This is a genomic window from Microbacterium aerolatum (assembly GCF_007988825.1).
Lineage (GTDB): Bacteria > Actinomycetota > Actinomycetes > Actinomycetales > Microbacteriaceae > Microbacterium > Microbacterium aerolatum.
In genome coordinates this window covers 208,855-228,701 of record NZ_BJUW01000002.1, presented here as the reverse complement: position 1 = coordinate 228,701, position 19,847 = coordinate 208,855, and the positions used below count along the sequence as shown (strand labels likewise).

The window sequence follows — 19,847 nt, the reverse complement described above, 5'->3', positions numbered from 1 at the left end:
CGAAGCTCAGTGCACTTCGACGGGCTCAGTGGCCCTGCTCACCGAAGCGGACGATTGACTCGTCGAGGATGCGCTGCGCCTCGGCGGCGTTGCCCCACTCGTCGACCTTGACCCACTTGTTGGGCTCGAGGTCCTTGTAGTGCTCGAAGAAGTGCGCGATCTCCTTCTTCGTGTACTCGGCCAGGTCGTCGACATCCTGGATGTGCGACCAGCGCGGGTCCTTGCTCAGCACGGCGACGAGCTTGTCGTCTCCGCCGGCCTCGTCGCTCATCTTCAGCACGGCGACGGGACGGACCTCGACGACGACACCGGGGTAGATCGCGTGGTCGAGCAGCACGAGCACGTCGAGCGGGTCGCCGTCCTCGCCGAGCGTGTTGTCGAAGTAGCCGTAGTCGGCCGGGTAACCGAAGGTCGTGTACAGAACGCGGTCGAGGTGCACTCGCCCGGTCTCGTGGTCGACCTCGTACTTGACGCGGCTGCCGCGCGGAATCTCGATGACGGCGTCGTGTGCGCCCATGCGTGTGCTCCTCAGAAAAGACGGTTGGATGCCGCGGACAAGCCTACCTGCGTGCGCGCAGCAGCAGTTTCTCCAGCGGATCCGACAGCGCGACCAGCAACAGCGCGAAGTACCCGATCACATGCACCCAAGCGGCGATCGGCAGCGCGATGCAGAACAGGATGATCGCCGCGAGGTCCCCGGCCGTGCCGCGCCGGAGCAGTTCCGGCGACATGTCCGTGAGCTGGGGCTGCCGCAGCAGATAGAGCTTGCCGGCCATCGTCGCCACCTGCGTCAGGATCAGCGTCCCGATGTACAGCAGCGCCTGCAGGGGATCGGGGTGCATCTGACCGAGCATCGCCGTCGGCACCGGCAGCCACACGATCGTCAGCATCCATGCGACGTTGATCCAGAGCAGCGCCGGCGTGACGCGCCGCACCTGCTGGTACTGGCCGTGGTGCTCCATCCAGAACGCGGCGATGAGCACGAAGCTCAGCGTGAAGCTCATGAGTTGCCCGCTGTGCTCGGCGAGGAAATCGCCGGTGTCCGTGCCGACGTCCGCCGCCTCCGAGACCGATTCCAGCAGCGGCAGGATCAGCAGCGTCATCGCGATCGCGACGACGGCATCGACGAACGCCTTCAATCGCTCCGGTGCGAACGTCGCCTGGTCGGTCACCCGCTCAGAGTACGACCGGGCGGATGCCGATGATAGAGGTGTCTGGTGTCGTAGCGTTGGAGGATGCCATCGCTTTCACCCGCCGTCGCAGAGGTCCGCCTCGCTGTGCGCACCGCACTCGCGAGTATCCCGGACGGCGCAGTGGTCATCGTCGCCCTCTCCGGCGGTGCGGACTCGCTCGCCCTCGCCGCCGCGACCGCCTTCGAGGCGCGCTCACGCGGCATGCAGGTGACGAGCGCCACGATCGATCACGGTCTGCAGGACGAGTCAGCGGATGCCGCGGCATCCGCTGCTGCGAAGGCCGAGGCCCTCGGCATCCGTTCGCGTGTGGAACGCGTCCAGGTTGCCGGATCGGATGCCGGAACCGAGGCGGCCGCGCGCGACGCGCGCTACCCGGCCCTGCGCCGGATCGCCGCCGAAGAGCGGGCTGCGGCCGTGCTGCTTGGGCACACCCTCGACGACCAGGCCGAGACCGTGCTGCTCGGGCTCGCCCGTGGCTCCGGTGCGGCGAGCCTGCAGGGGATGGCGCCGCGCCGGGAGGACGAGGACGGCACCGTCTGGCTGCGGCCGATGCTCGGCGTGCGGCGGGCGACGACCGAGGCGTTCTGCGCGGCATCGGATCTCGAACCGTGGCACGATCCGCACAACCGCGAGCACCGCTTCGCGCGGGTTCGCGTCCGTGAGAACGTGATGCCGGTCCTCGAGGCCGAACTCGGGCCGGGCATCGCCGAGGCCCTCGCCCGCACGGCCGAGCAGCTGCGAGAGGACGCCGAGGCGTTCGACGAGATCATCCACGAGACGATCGAGGACATCGTCGAGCACGCCGAGGCGGGCATCTCCGTCAGCGTCGCCGCGCTCGCCGCCAACCCCGCGGCGCTGCGCAACCGCATCATCCGCCTCGTCGCGCACAGCGAGTTCGGCGCGAGCCTCACACGAACGCAGACGCTCGAGGTGGCGCGACTCGTCACGGACTGGTCGGGCCAGGGCCCGATCGATCTTCCCGGATGCTCGGCCGCACGTGTCGGCGGGCGAGTGGTGTTCACCGCCCGGCAGTAGCCCTGCCGGACGGGCTACTTCTTGCCGAACAGTCCGCCCAGAACATCGCCGATGCCGCCGCCTCCGGAGGAGGAGCCGCCGCCCAGGATCCCGCCGAGCAGATCGCCGATGCCGCCTCCGCCGGACGAACCTGAGGACGAGCCGCCGCCGAGCAGGCCGCCGATGAGATCGCCGATCCCGCCTCCGGACTCACCGGACGCCGCCTCCGCGCCGCCGGACTTCTTCTTGTTCATGTTCGCGATGAGGCCCATCACGATCGGCGCGAGGATCGGGAGCAGCTTGCCGAAGTCGATGCCCGGCGTCTTGTCCGACTCGTTCAGCTTGGCCGCGACGTCGTTGGCGTCGTCGCCGAGCACGTGCTTGACGATCTTGCCGCCGTCGGCCTGATCGATGTCGTCGACCTTGGCGGCGGGGGTCGCGCCCTCATGCCGCTTGAGCGCGTTCTGGATCGCGGCCGAGCCCTCGTCGGTCTGCGCGTTCTTCGCGAGGCCGCCCAGCAGGACGGCGCCGCCCTGCTCCACGGCCTTCTTCGCTTCGTCGTGCGAGACGCCGAGCCGTGCGGCGATGTCGTCGATCGGAACCTGCTTGAGGATGTCATCAAGAGCCATGGGAGTCCCTTCGTCGGCGGGTCGCTGCCCGCGATTGCTCACAGTATGGCCGACCCCGCGGCATCCGTCACCTAAAATCGAGTCATGCGCGCGGCTGAGATCCAGGATGACCTTGCAGAGATCCTCGTCACTGAGGAGGAGATCAAAGCGAAGCTCGAAGAGCTCGCGGCCCAGGTGACGAAGGACTACGAGGGCAAGGACCTGCTCCTGGTCGGCGTCCTCAAGGGTGCCGTGATGGTGATGGCCGACTTCGCCCGCGCGCTTCCCGTGCACGCGCCGATGGACTGGATGGCGGTGTCGAGCTACGGCTCCAGCACGAAGTCGAGCGGTGTCGTCCAGATCCGCAAGGACCTCGACACGGACCTGCACGGCAAGCACGTGCTCATCGTCGAGGACATCATCGACTCCGGTCTGACCCTCAGCTGGCTGCTCGAGAACTTCGAGTCGCGCGGCCCCGAGTCCCTCGAGGTCCTTGCGCTGCTGCGCAAGCCCGAAGCCGCGAAGGTCGAGATCGACTGCAAGTACGTAGGATTCGACATTCCCACCGACTTCGTCGTCGGCTACGGCCTCGACTACGACGAGCGCTACCGCAACCTGCGCGACGTCGCCGTGCTCGCACCGCACGTGTACAGCTGACACTGCTTCTCCCCGGCGTCTGACGGACCGTACGCCCTGGGCGAATCACAGCGGGGCCCAAGGACGTGCGCGATACGCTGAACGGATCATGGACGTGAAGAAGATCACCCGCAACCCACTGCTCTACGTGGTGCTGATCGGTGTGCTGCTGTTCGGCGGGTTCCTGCTGATCTCGAACCTGGGCGCTCCGAAGACGATCACGACGCAGCAGGGCCTCGACCTGCTCGCGGGGGAGACCGTCACCGAGGTAACCACGACCGATGGTGATCAGCGCGTCGACATGACTCTCTCGAAGGCGTTCGAGGACTCCACGCAGGTGCAGTTCTACTACGTCGAGGCGCGTGCGGACGAGGTCGTCTCGGCCATCAGCTCCGCCGAGCCGAAGGACGGCTTCAACGACGTCGTTCCCCGTGCCACCTGGTTCGACGGCTTCCTCTCGCTGCTGCTCCCGCTGGTGCTTCTCGGCCTGCTTTTCTGGTGGCTCCTGTCGTCCATGCAGGGCGGCGGCGGCAAGGTCATGCAGTTCGGCAAGTCCAAGGCCAAGCTCGTCAGCAAGGAGACGCCGACCGTCACGTTCGCCGACGTCGCCGGCGCCGACGAGGCCATCGAGGAGCTCGAGGAGATCAAGGAGTTCCTCCAGGACCCCGCGAAGTTCCAGGCCATCGGCGCCCGCATCCCGAAGGGCGTGCTGCTCTACGGCCCTCCCGGAACCGGTAAGACCCTCCTCGCCCGCGCCGTCGCCGGCGAGGCCGGTGCCCCGTTCTACTCGATCTCCGGATCGGACTTCGTCGAGATGTTCGTCGGTGTCGGAGCATCCCGCGTTCGCGACCTGTTCAACCAGGCCAAGGAGAACGCCCCCGCCATCATCTTCATCGACGAGATCGACGCCGTCGGCCGTCACCGCGGCGCCGGCATGGGCGGCGGCAACGACGAGCGCGAGCAGACGCTGAACCAGATGCTCGTCGAGATGGATGGCTTCGACCCGAACGCGAACGTCATCGTGATCGCGGCGACGAACCGCCCCGACATCCTCGACCCCGCCCTGCTGCGCCCCGGCCGCTTCGACCGTCAGATCGGCGTGGATGCGCCGGACATGAAGGGCCGCCTGCACATCCTCCAGGTGCACGCCAAGGGCAAGCCGCTTGCGAAGAGCGTCGACCTCGAGGTCGTCGCCCGCAAGACGCCTGGTTTCACCGGTGCGGATCTGGCGAACGTCCTCAACGAAGCAGCCCTCCTCACGGCCCGCTCGAACGCGCAGCTGGTCGACAACCGGGCGCTCGACGAGGCCATCGACCGCGTGATCGCCGGCCCGCAGCGCCGCACCCGCGTGATGAAGGACCGCGAGAAGCTCATCACGGCGTACCACGAGGGCGGTCACGCGCTCGCTGCGGCGGCGATGAACTACACCGACCCCGTGACCAAGATCACGATCCTGCCGCGCGGCAAGGCGCTCGGGTACACGATGGTCATGCCCGTCGACGACAAGTACTCCGTCACCCGCAACGAGCTGCAGGATCAGCTCACCTACGCCATGGGCGGACGCGTCGCCGAGGAGCTCGTCTTCCACGACCCCACCACCGGCGCGTCGAACGACATCGAGAAGGCCACCAGCATCGCCCGCAAGATGGTCATCGAGTACGGCATGACCACCGACCTCGGTCCGGTGAAGCTCGGCTCCGAGGGCGGCGAGCCGTTCGCGGGCCGCGACATGGGCCGCGGGCGCGAGTACTCCGAGTCGGTCGCCGAGCGCGTCGACGTCCAGGTGCGCACCCTGATCGAGCAGGCGCACGACGAGGCGTACCAGGTGATCAGCGACAACCGCGACATCCTCGACCGCCTGGCCCTCGCGCTGCTCGAGGAGGAGACCCTCGACCACAATCAGATCGCCGAGATCTTCAAGGACGTCCGCAAGCTCCCCGAGCGCCCGCTGTGGCTCTCGAGCGACGACCGTCCGGTCTCCGATCGCCCGCCGATCGAGATGCCCACCCGCGTGGTTCCCGCCGATGCCGCAGCATCCGTCGACGGCTCGGCGGACGCCACGGCGACCCGCGCCACCGGCAGCGCTCCGGCATCTGGGCAGGCGCGCCCGGCGACGGCCTGACCGTGGCCGTCGACCGGGAACGGGTCGAGCGGCTGACACGCGAGCTGCTCGAGGCGATCGGTGAGGACCCCGACCGACCGGGCCTCAAGCAGACGCCGGCGCGCGTCGCCGAGCTGTACGAGGAGTTCTTCTCCGGCGTCGGCCAGGATGCCGCGGCCCCGCTCGCCCGCACGATCAGCGTGTCCCGCGGCCCCGCGCCCGAGACTCTGCCGTCCGGTGCCGTGCTGCTGCGCGACATCCGCTTCCGCTCCGTGTGCGAACACCATCTGCTGCCCTTCGCCGGCCACGCGCACATCGCCTACCTTCCTGGCGAGCAGGTCGTCGGCCTCGGCGCACTGGTCCGCGTCGTCGAGACGATCGCCGCCCGGCCGCAGGTGCAGGAGCGTCTCGGCGAGCAGATCGCCGACACGATCGCCGAGCACCTCGATACGCGTGGGGTGCTCGTCGTCCTGGATGCCGTGCACGGCTGCGTCACGATGCGAGGCGGACGCCAGACGGATGCCTCGACGCTCACGATCGCGGCACGCGGCGAGTACACGGATGCTGCAGCGCGGGCGGAGATCGTCGTGCTCATAGGAGCGGGCGCATGACCGGCATCTGGGGAATCGTCAACGTCACCACCGACTCCTTCAGCGACGGCGGCCGGTACATCGACCCTGAGCGCGCGATCGCGCACGGGCTCGCGCTGCGGGATGCCGGTGCCACCGTGCTCGACATCGGCGGCGAGTCCACGCGTCCCGGCTCCGAGCGCGTCGATCCGGCAGTCGAGGAGCAGCGGGTGCTCCCGGTGATCCAGGAGCTCTCCGCACGCGGCATCCCGCTGAGCATCGACACGCTGAACGCGTCCACGGCAGCCGCGGCCGTCCGCGCCGGCGCCCGCATCGTCAACGACGTCTCGGGAGGTCTCGCCGACCCCGACATGCTCGCGGCGGTCGCGGAGTCCGGCGCCGACTTCGCCATCGGCCACTGGCGGGGTCCGTCGACCGACATGTACGCGCGCGCCGAGTACCGGCGGGCAGCGCGGGAGGTCGCCGGCGAGCTGCGCGAACGCGTCGGCGAGGCCGCGGCCGCCGGCATCGCCCCCTCGCGCATCATCCTCGACCCCGGTATCGGGTTCGCGAAGACCGGCGACCAGAACTGGGATGTGCTGCGCGGACTCGACGACATCACCGCCCTCGGTCACCGGGTGCTCATCGGCACCTCGCGCAAGCGCTTCCTGGCGGACACGCTGCCCTCGGAGGCCGGCACCGACGACATCTCCGAACAGCGCCGCGACCTCGCCACCGCCGTCACGAGCGCCCTCGCCGTCCGCCACGACGTGTGGGCGGTGCGCGTGCACGACGTCGCGGCGACCCGCGACGCCCTGGCGATCGCCCACGCGTGGGAGGGCTGAGATGACGAGCGACGAGATCCGCCTCACCGGCCTGACCGTGTTCGGGCGGCACGGCGTATTCGCACACGAACGCGAGAATGGGCAGGAGTTCACGATCGACCTGCGCCTCGAGCTCTCGCTAGCGGATGCCGCGGCATCCGACGACGTGGCCGACACGGTGCACTACGGCGAACTCGCCGAGAGTGTCGCCGCTGTCGTCGCCGGCGAACCGGTGAACCTCATCGAGACGCTCGCGCAGCGCATCGCCGACGTCGCACTCGACGACCGCAGGGTGCGCGCCGTCGAGGTCACCGTCCACAAGCCGCACGCGCCGATCCCGCTGACCTTCACGGACGTGGCCGTCACGCTCCGCCGCGCACGTACCGAGGAGCCCTGATGGTGCGGATGCCGCCGATGCCGGCGCCCGATCCGCGACCCGGCCGCGATGCGGTCGAGGCCGTCATCGCCTTCGGCGCGAACCTCGGGGATCGTGCGGAGACCATCCGGCAGGCGGCCGCGCGCATCGGCAGGCTGCCCCTCGTCGACGACCTGCGCCTGTCCGACTTGCACGAGACGGTCGCGGTGCGCCTGGACGGTCCGGATCCCGATGCCCCTGGTTACGTGAACGCCGTGGCGCTGGTGAGCACCAGGCTCGCACCCCAGGTGCTGCTCGGCCTGCTGCACGCCATCGAGGAGGAGCACGGCCGCGAGCGCCGCGAGCGCTGGGGCGACCGCACGCTCGACCTCGACCTCATCGCCTATGGTGCGCTGCAGTCGGATGACCCGCATGTGCTGCTCCCGCACCCCCGCGCGGCCGAGCGGCTGTTCGTCCTCGAGCCGTGGCTGAGCGTGGATCCGGATGCCGAGATCCCCGGCCGCGGCCGCGTCGCCGACCTGATCGCGGCCCTGCGCCGATGAAGCGCACCTCGCCGCTGGTCCTCATCCTCCTGGCCCTGGCAGGAGGGGGCGTCGGCTATCTCGTCGACCACCTCCTCACCGCAGGAGGGCGGGCGACCTTCTCCCCGTCGGGGTTCCTGCCCGTGCTCCTGCTGCTGCTCGCGGCATCCGTCATCACCCTGGCGTGGCCCGTGCGGCGCAGCGTGCGCGGCCGGTCGCGCACGCGGATCGACCCGTTCCGTGCGATGCGCGTCGCGACGCTGGCACGCGCATCCAGCCTGCTCGGCGCGATCATGGCCGGATTCGGATCGGGGCTGCTGGCGTTCCTCCTGTCGCGTCCCGTCGCACCCCAGGTAGGGTCGATTGTGGCGATGGCGGCGCTCGTGGTGAGTTCGCTCGCGCTCGTGGTCGCAGCCCTCGTCGCCGAACAGTTCTGCACCCTGCCGAAGGATCCTGATGACCGACAGCCAGATGACCCCGCCGGAGCCGACGGGAGCTGATCGGCCGCAGCCCGCTGCTGCCCCGGTGCTCGACGAGGGCACGTACGAGCAGCTGCGGGAGCCGCGCGGCGCCGGCCGCCTCGCAATCGACGGCCGATGGCACCAGATCTCGCCGCGCTACGTCACCTCGCAGTTCGTGCAGAACGGCATCTTCCTGGCACTCATCCTGGCGGCGGCCCTCGTCGTCGGTATCGCCTTCCACCAGACGTGGGTGTGGATCCCGGCCGGCGTGCTGATCCTGATCGAGCTGATCACACTGATCATCCTTCCCCGGCAGGCGAAGGCGATCGGCTACATGCTGCGCGAGGACGACATCGTGTTCCGCAAGGGCATCCTCTGGCAGCGCATCATCGCCGTGCCCTACGGCAGGATGCAGCTCGTCGACATCACGCACGGACCGCTCGATCGTGCGTTCGGCGTGGCGCAGCTGAAGATGGTCACGGCAGCCGCGACCACCGGCGTGCAGATCCCTGGACTCACCCAGGCCGCGGCCGAGTCGCTGCGCGACACGCTCATCGACGTCGCCGAGACGCGCCGGACGGGCCTGTGAGTACCCCCGAGCAGCCGGAGCAGTTCGCCGGGCAGGCACCCGCGCAGCCGCCGCTGCCACCGCTCCCGCCCGTCCCGGAGCCGCCCGCCGACGTCGACTCGCTCGCGGATGGCGAGTGGCACCGCCTGCATCCGCTGACGCCGCTGTTCAAGGGCGGACTGGTGCTGATCATCGTGGCCGGCATCGTGCTGAACAGCTTCCGCGATCGCATCATCTACTGGATGGTCAACGCCTTCGCGCCGCAGGCGCACGTCGAGGACTACTCGGCCGGAGACCCGGTCGACTGGGTGCTGTCGAACAACTTCATCCTGATCGCACTGCTCATCGTGCTCGGCGTGCTGGTCGTGCTCATCGCGGCGTTCTGGATGGTGTGGCGGTTCCAGCAGTTCCGCATCTCGGAGGAGCACGTCGAGGTGCGCAAGGGCATCGTCTTCCGGTCGCAGCGGCGTGCGCCCCTGGACCGCGTGCAGGGCGTGAACCTCACGAGGCCCTTCCCCGCGCGCCTGATCGGCATGGCCAAGCTCGAGGTCGTCGGCGCAGGAACCGACGCGAACGTCCCGCTGGAGTACCTGTCGACGCCCAAGGCCGAGAGCGTGCGCGCGGACATCCTGCGGCTGGCATCCGGTGCTCGCGCTGCCCGTGCCGCCCGGGCGGGAGGAGCACAAACCGCTCCGGCAGGCACCCGCCGCTCCCAGCTCGTCGGCTCGATGAACACCGGCGTCAGCGGCCTGATCGAAGGCGTCGACCTCGCAGACGTCGCCCCCGAGAGCGTGGTCAAGATCCCCACCGGGCGCCTCGTCGGGTCGCAGCTGCTGGCAGGACTGCTGTGGCTGGTGTTCTTCCTGGTGCTGTTCGGCATCACGATGGCGTTCGCGGTACCGGCGATCCTCGCCGAGGGCGGCCCGGATGCCGGATTCGGGATCCTCGGCATCGCGCTCGGCCTCGGCATCCCGTTCATCATCGCCGCCGTGGCGATCACCTGGGCGCAGATCTCGAAGTCGCTGCGCTACTCGATCGCACCGACGCCGGACGGCGTGCGCATCACCTACGGACTGTTCACGACGATCACCGAGACCATCCCGCCGGGGCGCATCTTCGCCGTCGAGGTCACGCAGTCGATGCTGTGGCGCCCCTTCGGGTGGTGGGCGATCAAGATCAACCGCATGAGCGGCAAGAGCCTCGCGCAGCAGCAGTCCAGCACCGCGCAGCAGTTCAACATCGTGCTGCCGGTCGGCGTCGCCGCCGACGTGCAGCGGGTGCTCGGGCTGATCCTGCCCGACCTGCCGGAAGCCGATCGGCCGCTGGTGTGGGAGCACGGCATCCAAGGTCCGCAGAAGCAGGACGACCCGTACCTGAAGATGGCCAGGCGCGCCTGGTGGCGCCGGCCCTTCTCCTGGAAGCGGCACGGCTTCGCCGTCACCGATTTCGGGATGCTGCTGCGCCGCGGCGTGCTGTGGCGCAAGCTCGCGATCTTCCCGCTCGTGCGGCTGCAGGGCATCTCCGCTCAGCAGGGGCCGATCGACCGCCTACAGCGCGTCGGGTATCTGAAGGCGCACAGCGTCACGGGCCCTGTGCTGGGTGAGGTCGTCGGCATCGACAGCGCAGAGGTCAACGCGACGGTGAACGACATCGCGCATCGCGCGTCGGTCGCCGTGCAGCGCGATCTCGGACACCGGTGGGCGATGGATGCCGAGGTGGATGCCGGTGCCGAGAGCGAGGCGCCGGTCCAGGCCGAGGAGCCTGTCCAGGCCGTGGAGCCCGTCCAGGCCGAGGCGCCCGTCCAGACTGAGGAGCCGCGTGAGTCGTGACGGCCGTCTCGGCGTCGGCATCGTCGGCGCCGGCCGCGTCGGACCGGTCATCGGCGCAGCCCTCGGCGGAGCGGGCCATGCGATCACCGGTGTGACGAGCGGATCGGACGATGACCGTGTGGCCGGAATCCTCCCCGGTGTTCCGGTGCTGGATGCGCAGGAGGTGCTGCGCCGCAGCGAGCTGGTGATCCTGGCCGTGCCGCATGGTGAGCTGCCAGGACTGGTGAGCGGTCTCGCCGAGCTCGGCGCCTGGCAGCCGGGTCAGCTCGTGCTGCACACCGACCCGGCCTACGGCATCGCGGTGCTGGAGCCTGCGCAGCGGGCGGGCGCGATCCCGCTCGCCGTGCACCCCGCGATCTCCTTCACCGGCACGTCGATCGACCTCCGGCAGCTGCAGGCCGGGTTCGCCGCCGTCACCGCTCCCGCGCCGGTGCTGCCGATCGCGCAGGCGCTCGCCGTCGAGCTCGGCTGCGAACCGGTCGTCATCGGCGAGGAGGACCGCGCGGCATACGCCGAGGCGATCGCCACGGCATCCGAGTTCTCGCGCGCGATCATCGGGCAGTCGACGTCGCTCCTGCGCGGGATCGGCATCGAGAACCCGGGCGGCTACCTGTCGGCGCTCGTGCAGTCCACCGTCGAGACCGCGCTGCGCGAGGCATCCGACCCGCCCGTCCTCTGACGCGTCGAGAACGCAGAAACCGCCCTTCCGCGATGCGGGCAAGGGCGGTTTGCGTGTTTTCGGATGCTGCGCGACCCAAGACGGGCTCGGCAGAAGCCTGCTCAGCGGCCGCCGGAGAACCCGCCGCCGCCACCGCCGCCCGAGAACCCGCCGCCGGCTGAGCCGCCGAAGCCTGAAGAGCTGCCGCTGCTCGGCGAGGAGTACGTCGACGACGTGCGGGTCGCCGACGACAGAAGCGCGACGCGCAGAGCGATCCCGTAGCCCGTGCCATCGATCCACCCTGGCTCCTGGTGCGCCTGCCCGTACGCGTGCTCGAGCACCGTTCCCCACTCGCGCTCCTGCCCGAACAGGATCGCGTAGGGCAGCAGCCGCTCGTACACGTGGATGACGTCGACGCCGCCGTCGCTGCGCCGCTCGGCACCGGTGTAGGACTGCAGCATCCGCAGTCGATCCTCCTCGGCGACGCGGATGAACTCCCGCACGCCCTCGAGGTACTCCAGCTGCAGAGCGCCGTCGCGCGTGAGAACGGTGTGCTTCGAGAACGCCATGACGCTCGAGATCAGAACCAGCACACCGCACAGCAGGGTCGCGAAGAACAGTGGGCCGGCGGAGTCGCGGTCCATCACGATGCTCGACACGAGCAGGGCGACCATGACCGCAAACGCGAGCAGCGCGACCGCCTGGATGATGCGCGCCACCGTGCTGCGCGCCTTGGTCGTGAAACCGCGCTGCGCGGCCTCGCGCGGTGCGGACTTCAGCAGCTTCTGGACGCGGCCGGCGAACGACTTGCTGTTCTTCGGCATCTTCATCACAACGCCGAGCTCGTCGCTGCCGAACAGGGCCCTGAGCGCGCGCTGGTCGATCGGGTCGGGGATCGGCGCGTCCAGCCGGCGCAGGCGCGGTCGGCGCTTCTTCTCGCCCTCTTCCGGGATGTCCTCCAGGCGCAGCATCCCGCGCACGGCGAGATGGATGATCTGTGCGGTGAGCGGATTCTTCGATCCGGGGATGAGGGCGCTCGCGAGCAGGGGCGGCATGGCGTCGGGTACGTCGTACTGCGCGACTACGATCCCTGTGCCGCGACGGCGTCGACGGATCATCAGGCTCGTCGCGAACCAGCCTCCGGCCGACAGCAGCGCTACGCCGCCGCCGACGGCGTAGGGCAGCACGTCGGTCGTCGGGTTGGGCAGGCGCGCCGCCGGCTGGGTCACGGTGCCGGGCTCAAGCGCGATCGCCACGGTCACACCCTCGCCTGCGTTCAAATCCGTGGCGGAGACGGCGAACACGTTGCCGGTTGAGGAGAGGACGCAGGTGTCCGTCGAACCCTGGCCGCCCTGGTAGCAGGCCGCGTCGCCCGTCAGGTGCGGTGCGAGCCCGTCGTCGAACCGGACCTCGGCGTGGAACGACCCGATGTCCTGCGTGCTGTCGAGGGGGAGCAGATCCCAGTAGAACTCGTCCACCTCGGTGCCCGACGCCGCGAGAATGACGTCGCGCATCTCGTACTCGATGACATAGGTCGTCGGGCCGTGCACGAAGTCGTCGTTCCCGGTGAGCACGTACAGTACGCCGTCGTCATCCTCGGTCTCGAACGGGACGTCGTCACCGCTCTCGTCTCGCACGGAAATGATCGTGGTCTCGAGGCTCGCGCCCTGGTAGCGCTCGGGGAACCCGGCGACGATGCCGCGGTTCTGATCCGACTCGGGGAACTCGGCGACGCGCGTCTCCACGACGTGCAGCGTGGCGCGCCCCTCGTCGTCGATTCCGACGTCGAACGTCGCGTCCCACGACGAGAAATCGAAGTCGTCGACGTCTGCCGCCGCGGATCCCGGGACGGCGGCTCCGGCGAACAGTGCAGCTGCTGCGGCGGTCACGAGGATCAGGGAGCGCAGTCGCATGGTTCGAGGGTAGTCGCGGAGCTCGCCGGAAGGTTCGGCTTCGACTTCGTCGCTGCGCGACTCCGCTCAACGACCCGAAAGTGCAGCCCCGCAACTGGCGGGCGCAACGACCCGAACGGGAGGCGCTCAGCCCGGCCCGGTAAACTCGAAGGCGACTTCCGAGGAGCCGATATGACCACCGCGCCTGACGCGCCCGTTTCCATCTCAGACGACGCCGAAGGCGAAGACGTCCACGAGCAGAAGGCCGTCCGCCTCGCCAAGCGCGAGCGCCTCATCGAACAGCGCACGGATGCCGCGGGCGGCGCATTCCCGGTCGGCGTGCCGGTGACCCACCAGATCCCGGCGCTGCGCGCCGAGTACGACGACCTCGAAGCGGGCGCGGAGACCGGCGTCGTCGTCGGCATCGCAGGCCGCGTCGTATTCAGCCGCAACACCGGCAAGCTCTGCTTCGCCACGCTGCAGTCCGGTGACGGCTCGCGCATCCAGGCGATGATCTCGCTCGCCGAGGTGGGCGAGGAGTCGCTCGCGCGCTGGAAGGAGTTCGTCGACCTCGGCGACCACGTCTTCGTGCACGGACAGGTCATCTCCAGCCGCCGCGGCGAGCTGTCGATCATGGCCGACGACTGGGCCATCGCGTCCAAGGCGATCCTGCCGCTGCCCAACGCCTACGCCGACCTGAGCGAGGAGAGCCGCGTCCGCAGCCGCTACCTCGACCTGATCGTCCGCGAGCAGGCCCGGAACACGGTGCGCGCCCGCGCCGCCGTCAACGCGAGCCTGCGTGCCACGTTCGGCTCGCACGATTACCTCGAGGTGGAGACCCCGATGCTGCAGGTGCAGCACGGCGGGGCATCCGCTCGCCCGTTCATCACGCATTCGAACGCCTTCGACACCGAGCTGTACTTGCGCATCGCGCCTGAGCTGTATCTCAAGCGTGCCGTCGTCGGCGGCATCGAGCGGGTCTTCGAGATCAACCGCAACTTCCGCAATGAGGGAGCCGACTCCACGCACAGCCCCGAGTTCGCGATGCTCGAGGCCTACCAGGCGTACGGCGACTACAACCAGATGGCAGAGCTCACGCAGGAGCTCGTGCAGCAGGCCGCGGTCGCCGTCACCGGTTCCACGACGGTCACCTGGGCTGACGGCACCGAATACGATCTCGGCGGCGAGTGGGATCGCGTCTCGATGTACGAGTCGCTGTCGCAGGCGGCGGGGCGCACCTTCACCGTCGACGACTCCGTAGAAGAGCTCGTCGCGTTCGCGGAGGCGAACGGCGTCGATGTGCCGCCGCACGCGATCCACGGCAAGCTCATCGAAGAACTCTGGGAGCACTTCGTCAAGCCCGGTCTGTCGCGCCCGACCTTCGTGATGGACTTCCCCGTCGACACCTCGCCGCTGGTGCGCGAGCACCGCTCGATCCCCGGCGTCGTCGAGAAGTGGGACCTGTACGTGCGCGGCTTCGAACTCGCGACCGGATACTCCGAGCTGGTCGACCCGGTCATCCAGCGCGAGCGCTTCGTCGAGCAGGCCAAGCTCGCCGCCCGCGGCGATGTCGAGGCGATGCGCGTCGACGAGGAGTTCCTGCGGGCGCTCGAGCACGGCATGCCGCCATCCGGTGGCATGGGCATGGGCATCGACCGGCTGCTGATGGCCATCACCGGGCTGGGCATCCGCGAGACGATCCTCTTCCCCTTGGTCAAGTAGCTCAGCCCGCATCCAGGCCGCTGCCGCGGCGGAACGTCCACTCGGGAAGCACGGCGGCGTCGATCAGGCTGCTCAGCAACCGCGCCAGCGGATAGCCGGAATCGATCTCACCGGCCGCCGCCAGGTAGCGGCCCGCATGGGTCGACCGCCCGAGCGCCCATGACAGCCATGCGGCGGCCGTCAACGGAGCGGTGCGGGCCGCGCGCGGAGCGCGGGCCGCGACGTTGCGCACCAGGGAGAGGGCTACGCGCAGCCGGTCGGGATCCGGTGCATCGCCCTGGCCGATGAACAGCCGCCCCAGCTCCGACGGCACGGTCGCGCCGTCGTGCGTGAAGGCGAGCTGCGCGTCGAGGACTCGGATGCCGGTGGGCAGATCCGTCGCCCACTGAAGCAGGGCAGCATCCCGGAACGTCGGGCGGTCGAGGCACCACAGCAGGGCGGCGGACACGAACGGCGGCAGGTTCTCCGGACGCTCCAGCGCCGTCTCGAAGAACAGCGGAAGATCGTCGAGCAGCAGCGTCGCGGCCAGCGCCTGCGGGTTCTCGCGGACATCATGAGGCGATCCTTCGTGCGCGAGCACGTCCGACAGGTCGCGGAGGGCCCGCCCCACGCGCTCCTTCTCCGCGAGGTCGACGGAAGGCAGATCGGCGCCGGCATCCTGGTCGCCCGAGACGTCGGCGATGCCGGGGAGCGCCGGCGTCTCGGGGATCTCGTCGAGCGGATGCAGCTCGGGCTCGTCCTCGATGTAGCCCGACCAGCCGCACGGCATCACGCACAGGGCGTCGACGATGCGCAGCCCCGACTCGACCGCGAGCGACAGCAGGTCCTCGACGACGACGGTCTCGGGCAGGATCATGCCGTCGCGGGTGTGCTGCGGCAGCTCGTCCGTGTAGACGACCAGGGCGACGGCATCCGTCCCGCTGACGCGGGAGAGCAATCCGATCGCGGTGTCCACGTACTCGTCGATGTCGGCATCGTCGTGGGGGAGATCGATGCGCATCGCGCCGTGCGCGCGCGATCGCTGGAAAGGCAGCAGCACGATGCTCTGCCGCGGTGTGAAACCGGCCAAGGCCGGGACGAGGCCGAGGAAGTCGGCGGAATCGGTCGCTTTCAGGACTGTGCTCATGCCGTGAGTGTGGCCGAGCGCGCACCCCGAGAACCCGCACTCACAGGCCCGCGCCCGCATCCCTCGTTGTGCAGGACGAGTGGGCTGCGTCGCAGGATGACCGCGTACCATGGAGGTATGGACAACTTCTGGCTGGCGGTGGCGTGGTCGATCCTGCCGACCCTGGGAGTGAGCGTCGTCTTCTTCTTCGTGCTGCGCGGGATCATCCGCTTCGACCGCACGGAGCGCAAGGTCCACGCGAAGATCGAGGCCGAAGAGCGCGCGGCGCGCGGTCTGCCTCCCCGCGCCTGACGGCTGCGTCTGCGGCACCGGCTACGCTGAGGTGACGCGCCGGATCGGCGCCTGACGACGCCGGGGGTGAAGCGTGGAGCGGTGGCCGTTGTGGGTGCTGATCTTCGCCCTCATCGTCGATCTCGCGGTTCGCATCACGGCGATCATCGTCATCCCGCGCAACCGGCGTCCCACGTCGGCGATGGCGTGGCTCCTTGCTGTGTTCTTCATCCCCTACGTCGGAGTCCTGCTCTTCCTGCTCATCGGCAATCCGCGCCTCCCGCGGGCGCGGCGGCGCAAGCAGGAGCAGATCAATCAGTACATCGCCGAGACGAGCGATCAGCTGCACTTCGGCACACTGCGTCCGAACGCCCCGGCATGGCTGCGGTCCGTGGTCGCGATGAACCAGCACCTCGGCGCGCTGCCGATCTCGGGGGACAACGGCGCGCACCTGATCAGCGACTATCAGGAGTCGCTGGATGCCATGGCCGAGGCGATCCGCGCGGCGAAGGAGTACGTGCACGTCGAGTTCTACATCCTGCAGTCGGATGACTCGACCGACAACTTCTTCCGCGCGATGGAAGAGACCGCGGCCCGCGGGGTGCCGGTGCGCGTGCTCCTGGATCACTGGGCGAACCGCTGGAAGCCGCGATACCGCGCGACGGTGAAGCGACTCGACGCGATGGGCGCGGACTGGCACCTGCTTCTGCCGATGCAGCCGCTCAAGGGGCGGATGCAGCGCCCCGATCTGCGCAATCACCGCAAGCTCCTCGTGGTCGACGGGGTCGTGGGATACCTCGGCTCGCAGAACGTCACCGACTCGACGTACAACCTGCCCAAGAACATCAAGCGAGGATTGCACTGGGTCGACCTCATGGTGCGCGTCGACGGGCCGATCGTGCTGAGCCTGAACGCCATCTTCCTCAGTGACTGGTACAGCGAGACCGACGAGATCCTCAGCGAGATCGACATCACCCATCCCGAGATGGGCACCGGCGACCTGGACTGCCAGATCGTGCCGTCCGGCCCCGGATACGAGGTCGAGAACAATCTGCGCCTGTTCCTCGCGCTGCTCTACGGCGCTCAGCAGAAGATCATGATCGTCAGCCCGTACTTCGTGCCGGACGAGGCGCTGCTGCTCGCGGTGAGCTCGGCCTGCGATCGCGGCGTGCAGGTCGAGCTTTTCGTATCGGAGGAGGGCGACCAGGCCGTCGTCTACCACGCGCAGCGCAGCTACTACGAGGCGCTGTTGCGTGCGGGCGTCCGGATCTGGATGTACCGCAGGCCCTTCATCTTACACACCAAGAGCCTCACGATCGACGACGAGGTCGCGGTGATCGGGTCGAGCAACATGGACATGCGATCGTTCGGTCTCAACCTCGAGGTGTCGATGCTGGTGCGCGGCGAGGAATTCGTCGCCGAGGTGCGTGCGGTCGAGGACCAGTACCGGGCGCTGAGCCGGGAGCTCACCCTCGAGGAATGGATGCAGCAGCCGCTGCGGTCGACCGTGCTCGACAACCTCGCCAGGCTCACCTCCGCGCTGCAGTAGCGGCGGAGTACCCTGAAGCCATGAACACGGCATCGCGTCTGGCTCTCTCCGCGTCCGCACTGCTCGGTGCGGCCCTGCTCGTCGTGGGGTGCGCATCCGGCGGGCAGCAGCCCGCGAGCAGCGCGGATCCCGACGACTCGAATAGCGCGCCGGCGCCGGCCTCCGGCGACGACTTCGAAGCGGCCTGGCTCGACGACGGGCGCATGTTCGCCATCGTGAGCTGGGGCTCATCCACCTGCATCCCGATGGTCGAAGACGTCACAGCCGACGGGCAGACGGTCACCGTGACCCTGACCGAGGCGGCGAGCGGCGATGCCGAGGGCGGCGACGGGGGCGATACTGAGCAGGCCTGCACGGCCGACCTCGTCGCCCGGGCGAGCATCGGGGCGCTCCCCGAGGGCGTCGACCCCACCAAGGACGTGGAGTTCACAGTCACCCTCGGCGACATGACCGACGACGCCGAGCTCGACGGGAACCCTGCGCTCACCGGCGGGCCGGGCGAGCAGACCGAGTACACGCCCAGCGCCGGCTGGTTCGACGACGAGGGCATCGTGCTGCTCACCTGGGGTTCCTCCAGCTGTCCGCCGATCGTCGAGGGCGTCGAGGAGCAGGCGGGCGGCGCGACGGTCACGTTCAAGACCGAAGACCGCATGTGCACGATGGACATGGCACCGCGCGCCACCGTCATCGGTCTGAGCGGCGACGTCGACGATGACGACGAGTTCACGCTGACGCTGGTCGGCGACAACCTCGACGGAACGGTGAACGTCCTCCGCGGCTGAGATCGCGGCAGGCGCGGCACCGAAAGGGCAATGCAGCACGGTGCGAGCGCTCGTAACCGTGCCGGAATGCCCTTTCGACGCGCGCTCGACCGCGTCAGCCGTTCAGAGCCCCTCGACCGGGTGCCCCTCCGGCAGCGCGAGCAGGAGGGCATCCGGTGCGACCCGGCAGCGGATGCGCACGGCCAGGCCGAACTCGTCGCCGTCCAGTTCGATCGCCGTCGGCGCGATCGGCCCGACCTCGGCGGACTGCCCGCGCAGATAGCGCACAGAGGCGTCTCTGCCGCGCCGCTGCAGCACCAGTCGCCCGGTGCGGAACCGGCGCAGCACCGAGTTGTCCCACCAGATCTTGCGCCACACTCCCAGCCATCCGAGCGGGCCGGAGGGCTGGATGATCGCCATGTCCATGACGCCGTCTGAGATCGACGCGGACGGGATGAGGGCGATGCCGGCGGGGAGCGTGCCGCAGTTGGCGAACAGCACGCTGTGCACCTTGGTCGAGTGCAGCCGCGAATCGTCGACCTGATAGACGATGCGGAACGGCTTGGCGCTGGGCAGCGAACGTGCCGCGCCGTCCACGTACGCGACCCAGCCGACGGACTTCTTCAGATCGGGCCGGGTGTTCGCGATCATGTCGGCATCCAGCCCCATGCCCGCGAGCACGACGAAGGCGTGCTCGCTCGATTCGCCGTCCTCGCGGGTGAGCTCCGCCCACCCGATGTCGATCGGATGCCGGAAATCACCGAGAGCGGCGCGGATCATCTTGTCCGGGTCGAGCAGCGGAAGACCGAGGTTGCGGGCGAGTAGGTTGCCCGTGCCGCTGGGGACGATCGCCAGCGGCACGTCGGTGCCCGCCATCGCCTCGGCGACCGCGCGCACTGTGCCGTCGCCGCCGGCCACGAGCACGACCTCGGCCCCTTCGGCGATCGCATCGCGGGTCGCCTGCTGCCCGGCATCCTCGATCGTGGTCGGATAGAAGAGGGGAGCGGCCCACTCGGCCTCTCGAGAATGGTGGCGCAGGGCGGTGCGCAGCCGCTTCTCGTCGACTTTGATCGGGTTGTAGACGAGGGCCGCCTGGCGGTGCAGTGCCGTGCTCTTCGTCATGGCGATCACTCTACGACCAGCATCCGGATGCGGGATGCCACCCTGGC

21 protein-coding genes are annotated in these 19,847 nt (G+C 69.2%); 15 read left to right on the top strand and 6 right to left on the bottom strand.

Annotated elements, in window-relative coordinates; translation table 11 throughout:
- Positions 1 to 25: 25 nt before the first annotated feature.
- Positions 26 to 517 carry an inorganic diphosphatase gene (ppa, locus tag MAE01_RS03260; RefSeq protein WP_147038114.1) on the bottom strand — a complete coding sequence of 164 codons (492 nt, stop codon included), beginning with the start codon at positions 515 to 517 and terminating at the stop codon, positions 26 to 28.
- A 43-nt stretch (positions 518 to 560) separates the two neighbouring features.
- Positions 561 to 1,172: a TMEM175 family protein gene (locus MAE01_RS03255; protein WP_229718236.1), complete on the bottom strand. Its 612-nt coding sequence runs from the start codon at positions 1,170 to 1,172 to the stop codon at positions 561 to 563.
- A gap of 63 nt (positions 1,173 to 1,235) precedes the next feature.
- Between MAE01_RS03255 and tilS the strand changes: the two genes are divergently transcribed.
- A complete protein-coding gene (gene tilS, locus MAE01_RS03250; RefSeq protein WP_147038113.1) occupies positions 1,236 to 2,228 on the top strand; it encodes a tRNA lysidine(34) synthetase TilS in 993 nt (330 codons plus the stop codon).
- Between the two features lie 14 nt (positions 2,229 to 2,242).
- On the opposite strand, the gene MAE01_RS03245 is transcribed toward tilS, so the two are convergent.
- Positions 2,243 to 2,836 (bottom strand): DUF937 domain-containing protein, encoded by a 594-nt coding sequence (locus MAE01_RS03245; protein WP_147038112.1) that lies wholly within the window; start codon positions 2,834 to 2,836, stop codon positions 2,243 to 2,245.
- A gap of 84 nt (positions 2,837 to 2,920) precedes the next feature.
- On the opposite strand from MAE01_RS03245, the gene hpt reads away from it, so the two are divergent.
- The 10 genes from hpt to MAE01_RS03195 all read left to right on the top strand — a co-directional run bounded on the left by hpt (position 2,921) and on the right by MAE01_RS03195 (position 11,379).
- Positions 2,921 to 3,472, top strand: coding sequence for a hypoxanthine phosphoribosyltransferase (gene hpt, locus MAE01_RS03240; protein ID WP_147038111.1), 552 nt, complete (start codon positions 2,921 to 2,923; stop codon positions 3,470 to 3,472).
- Between the two features lie 88 nt (positions 3,473 to 3,560).
- Positions 3,561 to 5,573 (top strand): ATP-dependent zinc metalloprotease FtsH, encoded by a 2,013-nt coding sequence (gene ftsH / locus MAE01_RS03235; protein ID WP_147038110.1) that lies wholly within the window; start codon positions 3,561 to 3,563, stop codon positions 5,571 to 5,573.
- Positions 5,574 to 5,575: 2 nt separating this feature from the next.
- On the top strand, positions 5,576 to 6,163 hold the full coding sequence (folE, locus tag MAE01_RS03230; RefSeq protein WP_147038109.1) for a GTP cyclohydrolase I: 588 nt from the start codon (positions 5,576 to 5,578) through the stop codon (positions 6,161 to 6,163).
- Positions 6,160 to 6,966 (top strand): dihydropteroate synthase, encoded by an 807-nt coding sequence (gene folP, locus MAE01_RS03225; protein WP_147038108.1) that lies wholly within the window; start codon positions 6,160 to 6,162, stop codon positions 6,964 to 6,966. The genes folE and folP overlap by 4 nt, the downstream gene beginning before the upstream one ends.
- 1 nt (position 6,967) lies before the next feature.
- Positions 6,968 to 7,342, top strand: coding sequence for a dihydroneopterin aldolase (folB, locus tag MAE01_RS03220; RefSeq protein ID WP_147038107.1), 375 nt, complete (start codon positions 6,968 to 6,970; stop codon positions 7,340 to 7,342).
- Complete coding sequence (folK, locus tag MAE01_RS03215) at positions 7,342 to 7,863, top strand: 2-amino-4-hydroxy-6-hydroxymethyldihydropteridine diphosphokinase (RefSeq protein ID WP_147038106.1); 522 nt, start codon at positions 7,342 to 7,344, stop codon at positions 7,861 to 7,863. The genes folB and folK overlap by 1 nt, the downstream gene beginning before the upstream one ends.
- A complete protein-coding gene (locus MAE01_RS03210) occupies positions 7,860 to 8,342 on the top strand; it encodes a DUF3180 family protein (RefSeq protein WP_147038105.1) in 483 nt (160 codons plus the stop codon). The genes folK and MAE01_RS03210 overlap by 4 nt, the downstream gene beginning before the upstream one ends.
- Positions 8,299 to 8,892 (top strand): PH domain-containing protein, encoded by a 594-nt coding sequence (locus tag MAE01_RS03205; protein ID WP_371861757.1) that lies wholly within the window; start codon positions 8,299 to 8,301, stop codon positions 8,890 to 8,892. The genes MAE01_RS03210 and MAE01_RS03205 overlap by 44 nt, the downstream gene beginning before the upstream one ends.
- The gene (locus tag MAE01_RS03200; RefSeq protein ID WP_229718235.1) at positions 8,889 to 10,700 is read left to right on the top strand and encodes a PH domain-containing protein; all 1,812 of its coding nucleotides are present in this window, start codon (positions 8,889 to 8,891) and stop codon (positions 10,698 to 10,700) included. Before MAE01_RS03205 ends, MAE01_RS03200 begins: the two co-directional genes overlap by 4 nt.
- The gene (locus MAE01_RS03195; RefSeq protein ID WP_147038104.1) at positions 10,690 to 11,379 is read left to right on the top strand and encodes a DUF2520 domain-containing protein; all 690 of its coding nucleotides are present in this window, start codon (positions 10,690 to 10,692) and stop codon (positions 11,377 to 11,379) included. Before MAE01_RS03200 ends, MAE01_RS03195 begins: the two co-directional genes overlap by 11 nt.
- Positions 11,380 to 11,480: 101 nt before the next feature.
- Here MAE01_RS03195 and MAE01_RS03190 read toward each other — a convergent pair whose 3' ends face one another.
- The gene (locus MAE01_RS03190) at positions 11,481 to 13,271 is read right to left on the bottom strand and encodes a DUF2207 domain-containing protein (RefSeq protein ID WP_147038103.1); all 1,791 of its coding nucleotides are present in this window, start codon (positions 13,269 to 13,271) and stop codon (positions 11,481 to 11,483) included.
- Positions 13,272 to 13,442: 171 nt separating this feature from the next.
- On the opposite strand from MAE01_RS03190, the gene lysS reads away from it, so the two are divergent.
- Positions 13,443 to 14,972 carry a lysine--tRNA ligase gene (lysS, locus tag MAE01_RS03185; RefSeq protein WP_147038102.1) on the top strand — a complete coding sequence of 510 codons (1,530 nt, stop codon included), beginning with the start codon at positions 13,443 to 13,445 and terminating at the stop codon, positions 14,970 to 14,972.
- A 1-nt stretch (position 14,973) separates the two neighbouring features.
- Here lysS and MAE01_RS03180 read toward each other — a convergent pair whose 3' ends face one another.
- Positions 14,974 to 16,098, bottom strand: a complete 1,125-nt coding sequence (locus MAE01_RS03180) for a DUF4192 family protein (RefSeq protein ID WP_147038101.1) — start codon at positions 16,096 to 16,098, stop codon at positions 14,974 to 14,976.
- A gap of 117 nt (positions 16,099 to 16,215) precedes the next feature.
- On the opposite strand from MAE01_RS03180, the gene MAE01_RS15880 reads away from it, so the two are divergent.
- The 3 genes from MAE01_RS15880 to MAE01_RS03170 all read left to right on the top strand — a co-directional run bounded on the left by MAE01_RS15880 (position 16,216) and on the right by MAE01_RS03170 (position 18,699).
- A complete protein-coding gene (locus tag MAE01_RS15880; protein ID WP_186806097.1) occupies positions 16,216 to 16,389 on the top strand; it encodes a hypothetical protein in 174 nt (57 codons plus the stop codon).
- Positions 16,390 to 16,462: 73 nt separating this feature from the next.
- Complete coding sequence (gene cls, locus MAE01_RS03175; protein WP_147038100.1) at positions 16,463 to 17,917, top strand: cardiolipin synthase; 1,455 nt, start codon at positions 16,463 to 16,465, stop codon at positions 17,915 to 17,917.
- A gap of 20 nt (positions 17,918 to 17,937) precedes the next feature.
- The gene (locus MAE01_RS03170; protein WP_147038099.1) at positions 17,938 to 18,699 is read left to right on the top strand and encodes a hypothetical protein; all 762 of its coding nucleotides are present in this window, start codon (positions 17,938 to 17,940) and stop codon (positions 18,697 to 18,699) included.
- A gap of 102 nt (positions 18,700 to 18,801) precedes the next feature.
- On the opposite strand, the gene MAE01_RS03165 is transcribed toward MAE01_RS03170, so the two are convergent.
- Positions 18,802 to 19,800: a diacylglycerol/lipid kinase family protein gene (locus tag MAE01_RS03165; RefSeq protein WP_147038098.1), complete on the bottom strand. Its 999-nt coding sequence runs from the start codon at positions 19,798 to 19,800 to the stop codon at positions 18,802 to 18,804.
- Between the last annotated feature and the right edge of the window lie 47 nt (positions 19,801 to 19,847).